We start from the raw sequence: 19,012 nt of genomic DNA, 5'->3' as shown, positions 1-19,012 counted from the left end.
TTCGATTTTTCTCTCGCAAAGCGCAAAGTCTTTTTGCCGATTTGCTTGTGTGGCTAAAGTAAATATTTCTGAGAAAAGCAGAAAGCATCGCCAGTTACTTAAAAAAAGTCATACCGAACTTGTTTTGGGAATGCGCAGAACAAGCCATCTGTTAAACATCCATCAACTTAGCATGTGGGCGCCTAAATAAAAGTGATGCCCAGTTGCTATGTAAATTATCACTTGTAATAAAGAGGCATTACCTTGTCCCGTGGAAATCACATTTTTTTCAACAATCCCTTATTCCAACCTGGTAAAAAATTATTTTCGCAGCCTGATAAATTAATCATTCTATTACCCAACATGTCTGCATCTCATTCCCTGTCGCCGGTACAGGCCGATCTTGTACGAATTGTTTCAAAATATGTATTGCTTGAAGAAAGCCGGAGAAATTTAAAAGGCCGCTGCCCATTTCATAAAGACCAGGCTACATCATTGATGGTATCGCCTGAAAAAAATATATTTCAATGCTTTGGCTGCGGTAAAGGCGGCGGCCCTGTTGAATTTGTAATGGCCATTGAACACAAAACCCGCGAAGAGGCAATTCAAATGATTGCGGGAAGTAATTAAGTTTTACAAAAGCGGATCAGGCTTACCCGATTTGCTTTTTTCGTACTAAAGCTTTTTCTTTAAAATCAAAAACAAAGCCGGTGATAAAGTTTATTTGTGCTACGAACTAACCGACCAATAGCCTGTTTGATATTTTTTTAGAGCTTTTATTTACAATTCTATTATTACCTTAACCAATAAATGCGTGAAGACAGTTTTTTGGTTAGCTCTTGGCAACGAAATGTACAATAAACCAATGAAAACGACTCTTTTGTTTCCTTAACCATTTTACTGCTATTCTCCTGCTCCGGGCAATCTCATAAACGATCTAATATAGATGAATTTTACACAGCAAAAGGAGAATGGGATTCAGCCAGGTTACCATTCATTAAACCTTATGAAGCAATAATTGTAACTAAAGAATCAGGATGGGGAATGAACCTGGAAGGCATAGATGGGGATACAGGCTTTTCTCACATTAAAAAAGCAAATGTTATAGATGGAGTAATTCTGGTTTATTACACTAATTCAATTCTTCATGGAAATTATGTTAAAGAAGGGTGGTATGTTGTGGTTCCAGCAAAGAAAATAGAGCGGGGCTTTTCAACCCATAAGAAATATCTAAAATATTTAGAAAGCATTCACATTTCAGCAGAACCAATTCTTTATGATATTGAATCTATTGCTGATTACTACGAATATCATGATATCATAGATTGGAAAAAGATTCATTAATTTCTACGCCGTTGTTAGTGTTCGGAAGAAGAGATTTGGGTTGGAGATACTGGTTAAAAAGTCATGTAAAGAAAAGGCGAGACAATCTCGTAGCTGTACAAATTGGACATGCATTGGCTATGGGATTGCCACGCTATACTCACAACGAGTTTTTGTATCGTAAAACGGCAAACATCAATACAGCTTTTTAACCGCCTTCATCCATTCCCGGGCAATGAGCTCATGCCCGGCGGGCATGGGATGAACACCATCCCAGATCCAATGTTCAGCTTTGGCCTTTTGTAAAGCTTTATTAAAAACTTCCTGCAAAGGCACAAAAATGGCGTTAAATTTTGACGCAAGTGATTTAACTATAACCTGTCGCTTTTGAACTTCAGTTGTCCATAGCTCCGGGTTCTTGCCTACCATACCAACGGGTAAAATAAAAGGCTCTAACATAATCAGCTTAACATTGGGTAACGCAGCTTTAGTTTGTGTTAATAGCCTATCATAAGCATTACTGAAATCTTCGGCGGTTGCTTTATCGCCCTGCATTATTGCCCTATGCACATCGTTAATGCCTATCAATACGCTTAGTATATCTGGCTTAATATCCAATGTATCTTTTTGCCAGCGGGCAGCGAGGTCATTTACGGTGTTACCGCTTATTCCCCGGTTAAAAAACTGGTAATCACGGCCGGGATAATCAAAATTAATCCGGGCAGTTATCAAATAAGCATAGCCCTGACCGTAAACATGGTTCCAGTCTTTATCATAACTGCGGCCGCCGTCGGTTATCGAATCGCCCTGGAAAAGAAAAGTTTTTCCAATGTCATCATCTGGCAAATAATCATCATTCTTTGCTGATGCTGACACCAATCCCGGTGCTGCCATTGCTGATGCGCCCGCCAGCGATGCTTTCTTTAAAAAATCTCTCCTACTGTTGCTCATATGCTCCTTACTAATTGATATGATTTGCCTTTTTTTGTATTGATCACCAACTCATACCCCTCTTTTACTTTAATAGGAGTAGCACTTAAACCTTTAACTGTCAGTTTAGATTTAGATATAATATGGCAGGTGCCGCCTGTTTTTGATAACACTTGGGCGGTCACAACCTTGCCCGCTGCCCATTTCATGTCAACTACAAATGCGCCTCTTGCTACCAAACCTTTAATTTCACCATTGGCCCAGGCATCGGGCAATGCAGGTAGCAGGTGTACATTACCATCCTGGCTTTGCAGCAGCATTTCGGCCAAACCAGAGGTGCCACCAAAATTTCCATCAATCTGGAACGGAGGGTGGGCATCAAACATATTGGGATAGAGGCCCCCACCCTCGCTGTAGTTGTATCCACTTTCGCCGGTTAAGCGCAGCAGATCGCGGTAAAGTTTGTAGGCATGGTTGCCATCTCTCAACCGGGCCCAAAGGTTTACTTTCCAGGCCAGGCTCCATCCGGTACTTTCATCGCCGCGTAACTCTAACGAACGTTTTGCCGCCGCTGCCAGCTCCAGGTTTGCAGCTACAGAAATTTCATTAGCCGGATAAACGGAATATAAATGCGACACGTGACGGTGATGCGGATCTGGCGATTCCTGGTCTTTGTACCACTCCTGCAACTGGCCTTTGCTGCCAATCTGATATGGGATCAGTTTAGCTTTTTTGGCGATAAGTGAATCCCTGAAAGTGGCATCAACGCCCAGTACTTTGGTTGCAGCTATCAGGTTATCAAACAGATCACGAATGATGCCCATATCCATTGTAGTAGAAACAGAAACATCCGATACCTTACCATCTGCATAAATAAAATCATTCTCGGGCGACATCGACGGTGCAGTTACCAAATGTCCCTGACCATCGGGTACCAGCCAATCAAAAGTAAATTCGGCCGCGCCTTTCATTAAAGGGTAAGCTGTATTTTTCAAAAACGCTTTATCGCCGGTATATAAATAGTGCTCCCAAAGGTGACGGGTTAGCCAGTCGCCACCCATTGCCCAGTTTGCCCATTTAGGATCGCCATGACCAAGGTCGCCTACGGGGTTAGCCAACGCCCAGATATCTGTATTATGGTGGGTTACCCAGCCTTTAGCATGGTAGAAATCTTTAGCAACACCAGCGCCCGTTTCCGATAATCCTTTGATCAACTCGAATAAAGGCTGGTGCATTTCAGACAGGTTACAGTCCTCGGCCATCCAATAGTTCATTTGCACGTTGATGTTGCTGGTATAGTTTGAGCTCCATGGTGCACGTAATTCTTTATTCCAGATGCCCTGAAGGTTAGCAGGAACGCCCGGTGTTCTTGAGCTGCTTATTAACAGATAACGGCCGTATTGAAAATATAAAGCTTCAATACCTGGGTCAGCACCCTGATTTTTGTTGTAAAGTGCAAGCCTTTCATCGGTCGGCAATCCGGCATGACTGCCTTTATTATCATTAAGCTTGAGGTTTACCCTGTTAAAAAAACGGTGATAGTCGGCAAGGTGGGCGGTAAGTAACTGTGCGTAAGGCTTGGCAGCAGCTTTATCAAGATTTTTGGCCGCAACCTTTTCGTCGCCATCAGGGCACTGATTATAGGCTTTAAAACTGGTGGCTGCAGTAACATACAATGTTAAACTTGATGCCCCCTTAACAGTGATACCGCTTGTATCGGCAATTATTTTACCATCATTACTTACGGCCTTTGCCAACACCTCATAACGCATACCCCGGCACTTATCATCACCGGCATAAACTATGGGATTTTTTGAATCAACATAGCTTGGCTCAACATGTGCTGGGGCCTTGCCGCTTAATTGTAGTATATTTTTATTCAGCACCTCTTTTTGAAACCTGAGCTGGCTGTTAGTATTTATTTTAAGATTTAACTGTTTAGGCTTATCGGCAGTAAACCGGATCACGATCACCTTATCGGGTGCCGAAGCAAAAATCTCGCGTTTATAGTTTACACCGCCAATCGTATATTTTGTTGTGGCAACAGCATTACCGATATTCAGGTCGCGGTAATATTTTGCACTGTTAACTCCATTATATGATTGTTTGATATGCAAATCGGCCATAGGCAGATAGCTTTCAGAGTACAAACCCTGCATCTTTTTTGTCAGTTCATGCGCCTTTTGATAATCGCCTTTAAATAATGCCTCCCTCACCTGGGCCAAATACTGAAATGCACCGGGATTTACATTTTGCTTCACCGGCCCACCCGACCATAAAGTTGATTCATTGAGCTGCAGCAATTCATCATTAACCCCGCCAAAAACCATGGCACCCAACCGGCCGTTGCCTATGGGCAAGGCTTCCGTCCATACCTTTGCGGGTTGTTTATACCATAAAGTATTGTTTTGGGCGTTTGCGTTAAACGCAACCAGTTGCATGCATAGTGGTAAAACTGCAGACAGGAGTGTTGCTTTCAGAGCTTGGTTCATAAAATAGGTTACAATTGTTTTTACAAGTATAACAACGGGATATCTATAAAAAATAATGCTTATTGGCATTTTTATATCCAAAACGGTTAGTTCTCAATAAAAAACCCGCTTTGCGGGCGGGCTCTCATCAGTTAGTAGTTAGTTATTGTGTAATTATCTTCTTTCGTTATAAACCTGGAACTCGGCTATGGATACCTGGTGATCGGCCTTATCTATCGAGATCCGTACTTTACCAGCCCATACCCTGTCAAAACGATGAACTTTAATCTTGTTACCATTTTCACCGTCAAACAATGGCTTCCAGCTTCCGTTAAGGTAATATTCTAAACGGTAATGTGAAATATTCGGCTTTTCTTCGGCAATAACAACGGTATTCAGGGCCTGGTCTTTCTTAAAGTCGATCTCGTACCATGGATTCTTAACTGTTGGGTTTGATACCCATGAACTATGAAAATCATCATCGTTCGCAAAATCCATAATGGCCGAATCATCGCTCCAGCTTGAACTTGCCGGTTGATTTTTAGCAATATTTGATGAAATGATAGGCGCATCCGGTTGAGAGAGTTTAGCAAGCGGGCCTTCGTTTTTCCAAAGCTTGCCTATTTCTTTAAGCGCCGCAAGAGCGTTATCGTCAAATAAACCATCGCGATTAGGCGCTACATTCAGGATAAAATTACAGTCGACATTATTTAATGGTTTCAGGATATCATTAACTAACTTGGCAGGTTCTTTGACCGGGGCTGCCGGGTGCTTTGTTTCCCAAAACCAGGTTGACTGTAGCGGTAAACAGGCAATCGCCGGCATGCGGTTATCTTTAGTTGATACACGTTGTCCTGCACCCATTTCATAAGTTTTGATATCGGTATAGTACATGCCTTCGGCGGGGTATTTGGCTCCGTTAAGGTCCATTACCAGGCAGTTTGGCTGTAATGATTTTACCAGTGTGTAGATCTCTTCAAACGGTACGTCATCATACGAGATCCTGGACCATGGGGCATCCCATCCGTCAATGATCAATGCAGAAATCTCGCCGTATTTGGTCATCAGTTCTGTGATCTGTGCTTTAACCATTTCAATATGCTTTGGCGTGATCATGTTTGGCCTTAACCTGTGGTGGGTATCCAATATAGAATAATACAGGAACACTTTTAGTCCGTTAGCCCTGAACGCGTCAGCATATTCTTTAACCACATCTTTTTTCAGGGGACTGTTCATCACATTATAATCGGTTGTTTTGGTATCCCAAATACAAAAACCGCTGTGATGTTTGGTAGTGATACAACCGTAAGTCATGTTGGCCGATTTTGCCGCCTTTGCCCATTGATCGCAATTGAGTTTTTTTGGATTGAAGATGGTTGGCAATGCTTCTGGATCGGCCCAGTCCTGATCCATATAGGTTGGGATGTTAAAGTGGATAAACATACCGAAGCGCAGGTCGACAAATTCCTGCTGAAGCTGGGCAAGCGGTTTTACAGGCTGCCGGGCCGTTTGTGCTTTTAGTGAGAGGGACGCGGCACAAATCGCAATAAAGCATATAGCTTTTAACTTAAACATGATTGGGTTGTTGGTTAAATTGATAAAACGTTTTAACAAACTGCAATATCACATTTAAATTTAATGTTTAGATTATCGAAAATTGACATTACATTCAGCTTATTTGGCGTGGCGAGGATAAAAACATATGCCGCCGCTCGGCTCCAGCCGAGTGGCAACTATTTTGCGGCCTCTGGCCGCCGTGTTTAAACTTACGTTTGTTTGCAACGAGCGCTTAAAATGATTTGGCGATTGTATCGCCCGGTTGCGTTACAAACGCAAGACCATATTAAGCACTCATTATAAATGAGCGCAGGAGTGAGCAAGAAATAAACGCTTGTATTATTTGCGGCGGCCGGAGGCCGCGTGATAGTTGCCACTCGGCTGGAGCCGAGCGGCGGCAGGTTGTTTCACTAAAACAAATCCGGATAATCAGTAATCACACCATCAACACCTAAACTTTTGAGTTGTTCTATTTCCTTTTTGGTATTTACAGTCCATGGTAGTACTTTAATCTTTGCATCATGGCATTTCTTTACCAGGTTGGCATCAACCAGTTTATAGTCCGGGCTGTAGATGAATGGGGTAAAGCCCAAATCGGCCATATTATCTTCAAACGATTTTTTGTTTTCGATAAGATAGGAAGTACGTACATCAGGATATTTTTTGTGGATGATCTGTAGCGTGCGTCTATCAAATGACTGGATCACCACGTAAGGCAGGATTTTCTTTTCGATCAAAACAGCCATCAAACGCTCCGCGAATTCATCCGGGCTTGGATTATAAATACCATCCCCTTCTGGTGAGCATTTAGTTTCGATGTTGTAGAATACCGATTTTTTATGATTAACCTTAATATAATCCTGCACCGAATCAATCAATTCGGATAACAGGGGCATATAGGTTTTTAACTTCTGCTGGCGCGGAAATTTGCTGTAGGGTTTTGAGCCTACATCATACTTTTTCAGGTCCTCATATTTCATTTTATAGAGGATCAGGTTTTTCGCATCTTCCTTGCTGATCTCCTTACCATCAGGAGTAAGCGAAAACAGCGGGTTGACATATTCGTCATGCGATAAAACCACCTGCCCATCAGCCGTAATGTGCGTATCCATCTCCAGCGTGGTAACAACACCAAGATCGATGGCGTTTTTCATAGCAGGAATGGTATTTTCGGGCCTCAGTCCCCTGCCGCCGCGATGCGCTTCGGCACTGAATGAGGGGAAATCTGCATTTTTTAATTCCATGTTTTTAACAACAGTAAAGCCTGATAACAAGATAAGACTTATACCGGTAACAATGTTTATTTTATTTCGCATCTAATTCGCTTGAATATTTATTCCCAAATCGATCTGTAGCTTCAACCCTAACCTTTTTAACCGACGGCTCAAAATACGCCACAAACAAATGCCCTGTCTCATGAGGCTCAACAAAATGGCGGCCTGCCGGCAACTGATCACCTTTATACAAACTTACCGATAAGGGATCATATCCCTGCTCTTTTGATAAAACTCCCATTGGTTTGTCGTCTAAATAATACACAACTCTCCACTGCGGATCATAGTTCCAAACGTTGGCAATGAGGCGCATCTGGTTGGTCAGTTTTTCGGCATAAACACTGATCTGATTTTCGGCCGGTAAACCTGTGGATTTATAGTACCATTTTAATTCGGTGCCGTTTACTGAGTACACGCCATAACCGCGCGGGGTACCATCAACGCAGATTGGCCCTGTCCACCAGCCGCCGCATACGGTGCCGTGGTTATGCTCAAAGATGCCATTGGTGATATTGTTGTCATGGTAATGCGTATGGCCCGACATGATATGTACATTGGTAAAGCCTTCCAGCACTTTATAAAAATCCTGATTGTTTTTCACCTGGTTATAAACCGGGATATGCAGGTTGATGATCAGCAATTGATCTTTCTTAACGTATTGCAGATCTTTCGCCAGCCAGTTTAGCTGATCTTCCGTGATATAGCCATCGTACTCGCGTTCAACGCCCAGGTACCGAACGTTATCCAATACTGCATAATGTGCTTTACCACGGTTAAAGGAATAATAAGTTGGCCCATAGATCTGCTTAAAAGTAACATCCGAGGTTTCATCCCCTCCCATGCGGTAATCCATGTCGTGATTACCTATCGCCTGGAAAAACGGGATGCCCATTTGAGCAACAGCTTCATTATAGGCCGGGAAAAGCTCATGGTTATCCCAAACAATATCACCTACGCAAATGCCATGCACCAACGCGTTTTTCCCCAATGATTTTATGGTAGCAATAGTGTCGGGAACCGAGGTATCCATCATTTGTTTCACATCCTTTTTGTTTTTCACCTGCGGATCGGCCCAGATAATGAAATAGTGATTATAATCATCAACTTTTAACGGCTCCAGCTTAAAATCAAAATGCGAACTGCCGCCTATGTTTTCGTAATGTTTAGCTACGTTATAATCTGTTTTAAACTCATAGCCTGATGGGGTACTCATGAATATGCTTTTGGCTTTTTCATTGGGAGTAAGCTCGTAATAGCCTTTATCATCGGTAATCACTACCGAAAAACCGTCGGATATTACTACTCCTTTAATTCCTTTTTTGCCTGCGGTGACACGGCCTTTAACTGTATCCCCTTTTAATATTTGAGTAAGAGCGTTGGCACGCAGCGAGATGAACGCGCCGCCGGTTATAAGGCCTACGCCCTGTAAAAATGATCTTCTGTTCATTTGATGATATTTTCGAAGCTCAAACAGATGTTTAGCTTTGGTAAATGTGTAAAAAAAAGGCCGGTGATAAATTTCAAGTAGTCAAAAGCTTTCAATTCCCTCCCCAGGGAGGGGCGCGACGGGAAAGTGTAATGGCAGGGAGGGGTTATTCGCCTTGCCGATCAAATGACCCGGCGGATAAAACCCCTCCCTACACCCTCCCAAGGGAGGGAATCGCACATTCCCTGCTTTTACACCTATAAATTCATCACGGCCTTTTTATTGTATTTAGTTTTGAACCATTGTTACGCCAGTAGCTGTTTCAATGGTGCTTATTGGCGATGTTAGTGTAAGTGTAACGCTGGTCACTGTTCTGCCGGTTACCCACCTGCCGGTAAGTGCATCGTAAACGCCACCCAACTGGCTAAATAGGCCATCAGTTGGCAAGGTGAGCTTTGAGGTATTGGTACCACCGCCATAAAAGCCCTGGTCTGTACGGGTTACCGGGTTAATGGTACTATAGTAATCGGTATTGGTAATACGGTAACCAATTTCCGGCGGGCCAGCAGAGTACACGGTACCACCGCCACCATACATGATCACGTCCAGAGGGACACTTGAAGCCGTAACAGTTGTGCCGCTGAATACCGCTATACCCGCAACGTTACCACTGTTAGCTAACAGGTTAGTAGTTACGTTACCAAAATCAGCACCCGGTATTTCGGCATACATCGTGCTGTTGATCCAGTTTGATGAACTGATATCGGTTGAGCCTTTGCCCCAGATATTTTTGTTACCACCTACATAAAAGAACTGGCCTTTTTTAACTGTGCCTGATGTAAGGTTAAACTTGTAAGTTTTTGCCAAACCTTGCGCCCAGCCATTGGCAGGTGCCGGGTTGGTACCCGCGTTATTACAGGTTACCACGGCATAATTTGTTACCGAAAAATCGATATCCTTAGTTGCCTTGAACTGAATATATTCATAATTACCATCGCTGCCCGAAGGATTTGTAAGGTATCCGGTTATAATAATCGGCGATGGCTTGGTTGCCGCAAGTGTAAACACATCATCAATAGTACGCGGCCAAAGCTGCAACCTGGTATCCGTACCAGATGTTACCGCAAACGGGATACCTGTAAAATTAGCGCTGAACGGCAATTCGGTGCTTGCGAAAGCAGCGTTTGCCTCTGTATGCATGGTTATTTTGCCAAAACCATCATTAAGTGTTTTATCACCCGCGTAGGTTTCGCCCTGCTGCGGCTCCGGATCAGTAACCGCTTTGGCTATAGTAACCAGCGTGCCTTCATAAACGTCCGGCGAAGCCAGTAAAGTAGCTGACGGAACAGATTGTACTTTGATAGGTCTGTTATCGGCAACTTTACTTACTGATGTTTCAGTAAGACCTTTAACACGCATACTGCCATTTACTTTGGTAAGTGTAGCGCCATCAACTTGCACTATTACCGAATCGCCCGGAACATAATTTGCAGCTGCGCTGCCTATTTCAAGAGAAATACCTCGTACAGCGTTGCGGCGGTTATTTTGTACCACCAATACGCCGGCCGGACTGTTACCTGCCGCCGCATTTGAGATTACAACACCTACTATTTCCTTAGCTCCGCCCATATTGCTGCTGTTCAGCACAACATCCGAGCCTTTGTAAATAGCGCGAAGGTCAACAACTGCTATGATGGGGCTTAATGTACCTTCGGCATAGTTATTCTTTTTACATGAACTTATACCGGCGGCCATTGCAAGCACCAGCAATAAATATACTTTTTTCATTTTATGGATCTCTTAGTTTAAAACCGGGTTATTATTGTTTTTGCCACCACACCTGTGTGCTTATCTCATCGGCACCCTGTGCAGCTACCGCAGCCTTGTAACTATCAGGATTGGCCGATTGTACATAAACCGGGTATTGCAGCCTGGCCGGCATAATACCGTTGTTCTTTAAACCATTACCTTTCGGCAATACCGGGTGGCCGGTACGGCGATATTCAAACCATTGCTCAAAATCAGTGTAAAACATGGAGTAGTATTTCTGAACATGGATCATCTCCATTTTTTCATCAAGCGGAGCAGCATTATCCCACGTAATATCAGCGCCTGCTAAATAGGTATCAATAGGTACTGTATATGTCGGGATCCAGAAAGTGATGCCAGCCTGAACACCGTTTTTATAATAAGTAGCAGCATCGCCGGCTATCCAGCCCTTGGCAGCGGCTTCGGCAAGGATAAATTGCAACTCCGAATAGTTCATGATGTTACCCATCAACGGATCGTTCATTAAGGTAGTTGTTGATGTGGTAGATTGGAAATATGATTTGATACCAACATTTTCACCTGGGGCATAACCACTTGGAATCCCCTGTATGCCACCCTGGTAACTTGATATCGACCAGCGGTTGTTAACCAGCCTCGGATCGGCCCATTTAGCCAGGTTGTTTACAAAAAACTCGCAAATACCGGGTTGCCGCCAGTCCTGTTCGCGTACTCCCCCAATAAATGGAGATGTCAAGGCACCGGAGCCTGTCCACCGCAAAACTGCCGAATCATCATTGCTGCCCATAATGGGGTAAGCATCCGGATTGGTATCAACAATTTGTTTGATCTTGGCGATCACATCAGCCGAAACATCAGCCTTACCAGATACCCTTAACAACAGCCTTAAATAAAGCGTGTTACCAAACTTGCGCCATTTTAAAGCATTGCCGTTAAATACCGGATCACTGCCGGCAACTACGTTTGCTGAAGCATTAAGCAGGGTATCTGCTGCTTCCAGGTTTTTAAAAATATCCAGGTAGATCTCTTTCTGTTTATCAAACTTTGGTGTAAAGTTTCCGTCCTTGCCTTTGTTCGAATCAAAGTAAGGTACATCGCCATAAGTATCGGTGAGCATGGAGTACAACCATGCCTGACAAATGAGCGAAATGCCCATATAAGTTTTGTTATAGGTAACCTCCTTGCTGGCAATGGTATAAATATCTTTAAAGTTAGTTAACTGTGTATACCAGGCATTCCAGGTAACATCGGCCCAGGTACGTTTGATGTCATACCTGAACACCCTACCCTCCGAGTCGCCTGCATCAACTGTAACCTGCATCAGCTCGTTATTAAAATTACGGGCACGAAGCATATTAGTACCCAATGTATTCACCAATGCCGGGGCCAGCAATTGCTGCGGCAAGGCATTAGGCGTACCGTTGGGATCGGTATTAAGTGCAATAAAATCCTTTTTACATGACGACATTATGCTAACGAACAACATCATCATTGATATAAGTATATATCCGTTCCTTTTCATATTGTTAATTATTAAATGCCAATAACTATGTTAAAACCAAATGTGCGGGTTGATGGAAACTGCGCCACTTCAAATCCCTGCACAATGTCGGTACCCGAAAGCGTACCAAATTCAGGATCGAAGATTGGCCACTTAGTCCAGATGTATAGGTCACGACCATATACACCTACCGTAGCACGCGTTAATCCAAGGCGTTTAACTAAACGAGGGCTCAATGAATAATCAAACCTTGCCTCGCGGAATTTCAGGAAGTTGGTTGAAAACGTATTACCTTCGGCATTATCAATACCATAGTGTGAGCGGTAGTAACCGTCAACATCTGTTGCAATAACATCGTTCGGTCTGTAACTGCCGTCCGGGTTTTGGATAACGCCTTTGCCTATGATACCGTTGTACCTGCCCGGTAAGGTAAGTGTTGTTTTACCCTGCTCGGCCAGTTTATAGTTTGACAGCGAGTATGATACACCGCCAACCCGGGCATCAAATAACAGGTGCAGGTTAAATTGCTTGTACCTGAAATCGTGCCCCATACTTGCTTTCCATTTAGGGATAGTATTGCCCAAATAAACCAGGTTATCAGCTAATTTGGCAAAACCTGTTGAAGCATCATAAACGATCTGCCCATCAGGCGAGCGCAAATAACCGCGACCGTACATATCGCCCATACTGCCGCCTACACGGGCAACAATCTGGCCACCGCCGGTAGGGCCATTCCGCAACACAACCGCGCTATCGGCAAGCTGTTCAATGGTGTTTTTATTGGCGCTGAAGGTTGCAGTAACATTCCAGCTAAACACGTTGGCTTTGCGTATAGGCGTTCCGTTCAATGTAATTTCGATGCCTTTGTTGTTTACCTTACCTACGTTGATAACTGCCTGGCTGTAGCCGGATGATTGATCTACAGTACGGCTAAGGATCTGGTTTTTAGTGTTACCCGTATATAAAGCTATATCAAAACCTAAGCGATTGCTGAACATCCTGGTTTCGGCACCAACTTCAAGCGTTGTGGTACGCAAAGGTTTCAAATCGGGGTTGGATAGCGTACGCGGATTTTGTAAACCGCCTGCATAAGTACTACCTGCCGATACATAGTTAAATGAGGTTTGATAAGGATTTGTTGTACCGCTACCAACACCTGCAAGCGATGCCCTCACTTTTGCATAGTCAATAAATTTAGGCAGCTTGAATGCTTCAGATGGCAAAAAGCTCAGGCTTGCCGATGGATAGAAGAAACCAACCTGATCGGTACGGTTCGCAGTAGCCAGCGTGCTGATCCAGTCCTGGCGGGCTGTTAAATCTACATACAAGTAATCTTTAAAAGAGGTAGACAACAAGCCATAAAAGCTATTGATAGCATATTTTGACTTAAACGGCAACGTAACCAGTGGGCCGGCATTGTTAGCCATCGAATACACGCCCGGATATACCAGCGAGTCGGCACGTACCTCATCGCGGTTATAATTGTTGCGGAGCATGCTACCACCTGCCGTAGCGGTGATGTTAACATCGTGTGTTATTTTCTTGTTGTATTTCAACAGGAAATCGGCACCCTGCTCTTCCGAATAGATGTTTTGTGTACGGTACGAGCCTTTCGGGTATTTACTTCCGGCATCATATGGACGCTGCTGTGCGCGCTGCTCATAGCCCATGTCTAAAGTAGCACGAACCTGTACGCTAAACTCTTTTGTGGCATTATAAAGTGCCTCTACGTTTCCTGTAACCGAGTTACGGTTTGATCTGTTGATAAACTCGTAAGATACCGCGTATGGGTTTTCAGGGAACGAACTGAAAGGATAAAATATGGCTTTACCATCCTGTCCGTTTTTCCAGTAGTTCTTCAACCAGTTTAGGTCGGCATTAGGCTGCCAGAATATAAACCAGTACATCAGCGATTGGTTACCATAGCCTGCGCCGGGTAAATTGTCGCTGTTTTTGTTGTTGTAGTTTACTTTTGCGTTAATGGTTAACTTATCATTAATTTTGGAGTTAACCGATAAAGCGACGCTGTTGCGGGTGTACCCTGTATTCGGCGTAATCCAGTGATTGGTAACGTTGGTTGCCGAAAAACGTGCTGTTGTTTTATCGCTGCCACCGTCAACACTTACCGAGTTGGTGAAAGTTTGGCCAACATCAAAAAAATCGCGGATCTGGTTTTTGTAGGGTACCCATGGCGTACGTGTTGTGCTTTGCTTTTGTGTAACCGGATCCAACTGATAAAAAAGCTGCCCATCAAACTTAGGGCCGTAAGCTGAACTTGTCGAGCTTGTGCTTGCACCATCAGGACCGGCACCGTACGAATAATAACGGGAACCCGCCGTACCTTGTCCGTATTCATATTGCAGATCGGGCCAGCGGTTTACGCTTTCAAGGCTCGCATTTGAGTTAAAGGTAATTCCCAAACCACTATGTTTTTTACCTGATTTAGTGGTAATAATAATAGCACCATTGGCACCTCGCTGACCATAAAGCGCAGCAGCACCCGGGCCTTTCAATACCGTTACAGTTTCAATATCTTCAGGGTTGATATCGTTCAGGTTGCTGCCATAGTCGGCTGGCATATTGTCGCTGCTGGTACCATAGGCCGATTCGCCGGAGTTGCTTGTGCGCCTGCCGCTGCCCTGGTTAATTACCACACCGTCAACCACTATCAGGGCTTCGTTATCACCAGTAAGGTTGTTTTCGCCACGGAGGATAATTTTGTTTGATCCCGCAGGGCCGCTGTTTGAACGGATGAGGTTTAAACCCGCTACCTTCCCCGATAATGCATCAGTCCAGTTACCCGAAAGGGCACTTGTTAGCTGTTCGCCCTTAATAACCGGCGCAGAATAACCCAAACTTTTATCTTCCCTTTTTATACCAAGTGCCGTTACCACCACTTCGTTAAGTTTATTATCGGCCGGGCTAAGCGTGATATTTAAAACAGTATTGGCATTCGAGCTAACACTTACATTCTGGATCCTCTTAGTTTCGTAAGAGATAAAGCTTGCCTCAACCGTGTAAGTACCCGGCACAATATTTAATGTATATGAACCATCAACGCCACTGATAGCAGTGGCCCCGGTCCCCGGAATTTTTACAGTTGCACCGGGAAGAGGTTCTGATTTTTCATCAACAACTTTCCCTTTAACACTACCCCTATCCTGTGTTTTTGCAATGATGATGATATTTCGTTCGCCTGCAGCCCTGTAAGTGCAGGTAGTTCCTTTTAAAAGCAGGTCAAGTGTTTCGCCTAAAGAGCGCTCCGCTTTTGTTACATGTATTTTGCGTTTATCATCAAGCAAGCTATTATTATAGCTTATGGAGATATCGCTTAATTTTTCAATTTGCTGAAAGGCATCTTTTAACATGGCACCATCGGCACCAAATGTGATCCTTTTATTTATTACTGTTTGTGCCTTAGCGTTTATACCGCCAAAAGGCAATTGTAAAAAGAACAGCATGGTTAATAACCATAACTTTTTCATATATTTACTTTAATTTATACTTGTCTAACCGTGAGTTTAAATTGTCAAAATTCTGAAGCCTGGGGTTGTTACCAGCAACGTCCAGGCTTTCAATAGCCAGGTAAATACTATTTCATTATACTTCCTCCTTTTTGATTATTGTTTGAAATAAATAGCTGATCGCCTTTTTGCGTATAGCCCAATCCGGATAGCGCGCTGAGGGTTTCCATGGCATCTGTCAACGCCATGCCCTTTAATTTGGCTGTAAGCCTTACATTGCCCAAATCTTGTTCTGTAAACCTGATCTTAACGCCATAATGATGCTCAAGCGAAGCCGCTATCTCTCTGTAAGTTGTATTGTAAAAAACAAATTCGTTATTGATCCATGAACTTACTGCCAATGCATCGGTATTATTAAAAGTGTAGATACCATTTTGGGTATCAATGCTGATCTGCTCGTTCTTTACCAGGTATTTAACCATTTGAGGTTTCCCCTGCACATTGGCCATTACCCCTACTTTACCGCTTTGCACGGTTACAGCTACCTTGTGATCGGCCGGGTAGGCTTTAATATTAAACGAAGTGCCCAATACCACGGTGGTAATATCACCGCTTTTAACTACAAAAGGTTTAACCTGGTGAACCACATCAAAAAAAGCTTCGCCATTAAGCGTTACATCTCGTTTTTCGCGGCTAAAGTTTTTGGCGTATCTGAGTTTGCTACCACCACCCAGATAAACTGTCGAGCTATCTGGCAGTATTATTTTTGAATGCTTGCCATCGGCATTGCTGATTTCTTCATAAACCAAAGCTTGTGATTGTTTAAAGTATCGGTATCCAAACCAACCTGTAGTACAAATAAGCAGGCAGGCAGCAGCATAAGTTATCCAGTTGAATTTAAGATTGCGTTTAATTACAGGTGTTTGAGGTTGGGTTATATGCGCATTGATTTTTGCCCAGGTGCTTTCGGCATTTTCCGGCTGTTTAAAATGAACTTTGGATGCTTCCAGGATCTGGATGGTTTCACTGAACTGGGCGAGATTTTCGGGGCTTTCCTCAATCCATTCCTGCAACTGTGTTAAGCCATCATCACTGATGATTTTCTCAAAATATTCAACTATTAAGCGATAACTATTATCTTCCATTAAATCTGTCTCTGCAATAAAGACTGATTTTGCGTAGCCGATACGTAGCGAAAAAAGTTAAGTTTATATTAAGAAATCATTAACCCTCGGAAGTGAAATTATGCTGCCCTTTTAACAGCTGGCGGAGTTTTTTTATAGACTGGTAAAGGGTGGTTTCAACCGTACGAACGGAAATACCCAAAACCCGGGCTATTTCGTTTTTGTCGAGATTATCGATACGGCTCATGAGCAGTACCTGCCTTTGGCTGGCAGGCAAAGTATCAATAAGGTTTAGTATTTTATTGTACGATTCGCGGCCAGAAAGAATTTTAAATGGATTATCCCTATCTTTTAACATATGGCTCTGAAGGTCGATATCTTCGATAGAATGTACCGGGTCTTTCTTTTTTTGGATATGATTTAAAGAGAGATTTTTGGCAGCAACAAACAGGTAACTTTTTACATTAAGGATGGCCGTATCGCGGTTGTCCCATAGTTTAATGAAAAGATTGGCGGTGATCTCTTCGGCAACGGTATAATCTTTAGTGTACACCGTGCACAGCTGACATAAGGTTTTGTAGTAACGGTTAAAAAGAGTTTCAAGGGCAACGGGGTTGCTTTGCTGGATAAGCCCCATCAACGCTTCATCAGTAAGTGCAGGATACATGCCAAAGAGTTGTTTTGGCTCAAATGTAAGGCTGCTATGTTAGCATAATGTTAAGAGAGAACAAAACATCAGAAATGGCTTTTAATATAATATAAAGCATCATTGTGAGGAACGAAACAATCCCAAACTATACAGCGCGGATCTGCTCATCGGGGATTGCTTCGTTCCTCGCAATGGCGAGCGGGATATAGCAGTTTTATTTAACCGTTTTTAAACAGCTTCCAAGAGGCTTTGGGGTAAGCAAACGGACCCGAACCCACGCCCCCAAGAACCACAACCCTTACAACTTTCGATACAAAGAAAGGTTCAAATGTTTTGGTTGAGGAAAAGAAGGCGGCCCGGCAGAATTCCAGCAATGGATTGAAAGCAAAAGTAACTGAACTTGTAAGGCAGTCCCGTTCAATTTTGTCATACACCCGGTTCCAGTTCATTTTTAGCTTAGCGCGCCCATTTGTATTCAATGTCCTTTATACCCAAGCAACAGGCCTTTATAAAGCTGCAATTCTCTTTTTATAGCCGCCTGCTGTTTAGCGGTAACCTTTACCACCTGGTAATACTTATCGCCCGAATATCTCAGGCTTACCTTTTTCGCGCCGGCAATTTTAACCAGCATCGGAATATTCTCATCCGGAACGCTCATATCGCACCATTCCCAGATCGAACCATCCCCGCTGTCCCTTTTAAATTCCGGGGTCAACGTGGAGTTCTCCCCGTCTGCGTTGATGATCATTTCGTTGATAAATAACCAATCATTGGAGACATACTGCGTAGCAAAGCGAAGCGTCGGGCCTGAGCTATCGTTCATAATATAAATATAAAAACCATTGATATTGACGTACCGTGGCGAACTTTGATCAGCTATTTCTATATTGCCTGTAAACTTATCCGCTTTCCTGTATGCCTTCCGGTAAAGTTTTTTAAATGTCTGGGAGTCGATTTGGATGCCACTCAATGCATCCAGGATAGGTTTATAGGGGTTTTCGTCTTTCTTCGGACTTTCGGCAACGGTGGTATCATTCCTGGTCGTATCCGTTACTAAAGAATCAGCATACTTCACATCCCCCGGAGCATTATTATTGGCTATAAGCGCGCCTCCTATGATCACCATGACCACTAACAACAGGGCAACGAAATAACCACCGTTATTGTTTTGAGGTTCGGCCTGGCTTACCAGAATGTCCTGCCTCCGGGCAGGGGCTGTTATTTCCTGTTCAGCGGACGGCGTAAGATAATCACTGCCGCAGTAGGGACATTTTAATTTCTTTGCTGCATCCTGCACCAACGGAGCGCCACAATTCGTACACTTGGATAAGTTTTCAGGTTCCATAAATAATTTACGAGACCAATGTAATAATTCAGGCTGAAATTCCGCTTGTACAGGCAGTATTTTACAAAATCAGCGCATGCAAAAAATCTGCATCTTCAGTGCAATAACCTCTCAAAGCGATATACTATTTTCATGTTAGGATAATGCTAAGAGAAGACAAAACAACAGAAATGGCTTTAAG

The 19,012-nt window shown here is 43.4% G+C and carries 14 protein-coding genes; 2 read left to right on the top strand and 12 right to left on the bottom strand.

Annotated elements, in window-relative coordinates; genetic code table 11:
- The first annotated feature begins 342 nt into the window (after positions 1 to 342).
- Together ACP26M_RS03375 and ACP26M_RS03370 are read left to right on the top strand one after the other, a co-directional pair.
- Positions 343 to 609 (top strand): CHC2 zinc finger domain-containing protein, encoded by a 267-nt coding sequence (locus ACP26M_RS03375; RefSeq protein ID WP_146750446.1) that lies wholly within the window; start codon positions 343 to 345, stop codon positions 607 to 609.
- 414 nt (positions 610 to 1,023) lie between these two features.
- On the top strand, positions 1,024 to 1,323 hold the full coding sequence (locus ACP26M_RS03370; RefSeq protein WP_426586166.1) for a hypothetical protein: 300 nt from the start codon (positions 1,024 to 1,026) through the stop codon (positions 1,321 to 1,323).
- Between the two features lie 174 nt (positions 1,324 to 1,497).
- Here the strand turns inward: ACP26M_RS03370 and ACP26M_RS03365 are convergent, their stop codons facing one another.
- The 12 genes from ACP26M_RS03365 to ACP26M_RS03310 form a co-directional block, all read right to left on the bottom strand.
- A complete protein-coding gene (locus tag ACP26M_RS03365; protein WP_426586164.1) occupies positions 1,498 to 2,253 on the bottom strand; it encodes a GDSL-type esterase/lipase family protein in 756 nt (251 codons plus the stop codon).
- Positions 2,250 to 4,724, bottom strand: coding sequence for a glycoside hydrolase family 95 protein (locus ACP26M_RS03360; RefSeq protein WP_426586162.1), 2,475 nt, complete (start codon positions 4,722 to 4,724; stop codon positions 2,250 to 2,252). The genes ACP26M_RS03365 and ACP26M_RS03360 overlap by 4 nt, the downstream gene beginning before the upstream one ends.
- 153 nt (positions 4,725 to 4,877) lie before the next feature.
- On the bottom strand, positions 4,878 to 6,278 hold the full coding sequence (locus ACP26M_RS03355; protein WP_426586160.1) for an alpha-L-fucosidase: 1,401 nt from the start codon (positions 6,276 to 6,278) through the stop codon (positions 4,878 to 4,880).
- Between the two features lie 392 nt (positions 6,279 to 6,670).
- Complete coding sequence (locus ACP26M_RS03350) at positions 6,671 to 7,504, bottom strand: glycerophosphodiester phosphodiesterase (protein ID WP_426586158.1); 834 nt, start codon at positions 7,502 to 7,504, stop codon at positions 6,671 to 6,673.
- Positions 7,505 to 7,565: 61 nt separating this feature from the next.
- Positions 7,566 to 8,981: a calcineurin-like phosphoesterase C-terminal domain-containing protein gene (locus ACP26M_RS03345; RefSeq protein WP_426586156.1), complete on the bottom strand. Its 1,416-nt coding sequence runs from the start codon at positions 8,979 to 8,981 to the stop codon at positions 7,566 to 7,568.
- 267 nt (positions 8,982 to 9,248) lie between these two features.
- Positions 9,249 to 10,748, bottom strand: a complete 1,500-nt coding sequence (locus ACP26M_RS03340; protein WP_426586154.1) for a DUF5689 domain-containing protein — start codon at positions 10,746 to 10,748, stop codon at positions 9,249 to 9,251.
- A gap of 31 nt (positions 10,749 to 10,779) precedes the next feature.
- Positions 10,780 to 12,270, bottom strand: coding sequence for a SusD/RagB family nutrient-binding outer membrane lipoprotein (locus ACP26M_RS03335; protein ID WP_188832785.1), 1,491 nt, complete (start codon positions 12,268 to 12,270; stop codon positions 10,780 to 10,782).
- 11 nt (positions 12,271 to 12,281) lie between these two features.
- Complete coding sequence (locus ACP26M_RS03330) at positions 12,282 to 15,734, bottom strand: SusC/RagA family TonB-linked outer membrane protein (RefSeq protein ID WP_426586151.1); 3,453 nt, start codon at positions 15,732 to 15,734, stop codon at positions 12,282 to 12,284.
- 107 nt (positions 15,735 to 15,841) lie between these two features.
- Positions 15,842 to 16,858, bottom strand: coding sequence for a FecR family protein (locus ACP26M_RS03325; RefSeq protein WP_426586149.1), 1,017 nt, complete (start codon positions 16,856 to 16,858; stop codon positions 15,842 to 15,844).
- Positions 16,859 to 16,937: 79 nt separating this feature from the next.
- A complete protein-coding gene (locus ACP26M_RS03320; protein WP_426586147.1) occupies positions 16,938 to 17,504 on the bottom strand; it encodes an RNA polymerase sigma factor in 567 nt (188 codons plus the stop codon).
- Between the two features lie 200 nt (positions 17,505 to 17,704).
- On the bottom strand, positions 17,705 to 17,935 hold the full coding sequence (locus tag ACP26M_RS03315) for a hypothetical protein (protein WP_426586145.1): 231 nt from the start codon (positions 17,933 to 17,935) through the stop codon (positions 17,705 to 17,707).
- Between the two features lie 26 nt (positions 17,936 to 17,961).
- Entirely contained in the window at positions 17,962 to 18,831 is an 870-nt protein-coding gene (locus tag ACP26M_RS03310; RefSeq protein ID WP_426586143.1) for a hypothetical protein, read from the bottom strand.
- Positions 18,832 to 19,012: the final 181 nt, after the last annotated feature.

Origin of the sequence: Mucilaginibacter sp. R-33, from assembly GCF_049949235.1 — a bacterium.
Classification (GTDB): domain Bacteria; phylum Bacteroidota; class Bacteroidia; order Sphingobacteriales; family Sphingobacteriaceae; genus Mucilaginibacter.
The sequence above is the reverse complement of the archived record's forward strand: the minus strand, read 5'-3'. Positions and strand labels throughout refer to the sequence as shown.

What these genes read in the sequence shown, in the direction of transcription:
- ACP26M_RS03340 (WP_426586154.1), bottom strand. Translation starts at nt 10,748, where the DNA reads ATGAAAAAAGTATATTTATTGCTGGTGCTTGCAATGGCCGCCGGTATA.
- ACP26M_RS03335 (WP_188832785.1), bottom strand. Translation starts at nt 12,270, where the DNA reads ATGAAAAGGAACGGATATATACTTATATCAATGATGATGTTGTTCGTT.
- ACP26M_RS03375 (WP_146750446.1), top strand. Translation starts at nt 343, where the DNA reads ATGTCTGCATCTCATTCCCTGTCGCCGGTACAGGCCGATCTTGTACGA.
- ACP26M_RS03320 (WP_426586147.1), bottom strand. Translation starts at nt 17,504, where the DNA reads ATGTATCCTGCACTTACTGATGAAGCGTTGATGGGGCTTATCCAGCAA.
- ACP26M_RS03330 (WP_426586151.1), bottom strand. Translation starts at nt 15,734, where the DNA reads ATGAAAAAGTTATGGTTATTAACCATGCTGTTCTTTTTACAATTGCCT.
- ACP26M_RS03325 (WP_426586149.1), bottom strand. Translation starts at nt 16,858, where the DNA reads ATGGAAGATAATAGTTATCGCTTAATAGTTGAATATTTTGAGAAAATC.
- ACP26M_RS03370 (WP_426586166.1), top strand. Translation starts at nt 1,024, where the DNA reads ATGAACCTGGAAGGCATAGATGGGGATACAGGCTTTTCTCACATTAAA.
- ACP26M_RS03355 (WP_426586160.1), bottom strand. Translation starts at nt 6,278, where the DNA reads ATGTTTAAGTTAAAAGCTATATGCTTTATTGCGATTTGTGCCGCGTCC.
- ACP26M_RS03310 (WP_426586143.1), bottom strand. Translation starts at nt 18,831, where the DNA reads ATGGAACCTGAAAACTTATCCAAGTGTACGAATTGTGGCGCTCCGTTG.
- ACP26M_RS03365 (WP_426586164.1), bottom strand. Translation starts at nt 2,253, where the DNA reads ATGAGCAACAGTAGGAGAGATTTTTTAAAGAAAGCATCGCTGGCGGGC.
- ACP26M_RS03350 (WP_426586158.1), bottom strand. Translation starts at nt 7,504, where the DNA reads ATGGAATTAAAAAATGCAGATTTCCCCTCATTCAGTGCCGAAGCGCAT.
- ACP26M_RS03315 (WP_426586145.1), bottom strand. Translation starts at nt 17,935, where the DNA reads ATGAACTGGAACCGGGTGTATGACAAAATTGAACGGGACTGCCTTACA.
- ACP26M_RS03360 (WP_426586162.1), bottom strand. Translation starts at nt 4,724, where the DNA reads ATGAACCAAGCTCTGAAAGCAACACTCCTGTCTGCAGTTTTACCACTA.
- ACP26M_RS03345 (WP_426586156.1), bottom strand. Translation starts at nt 8,981, where the DNA reads ATGAACAGAAGATCATTTTTACAGGGCGTAGGCCTTATAACCGGCGGC.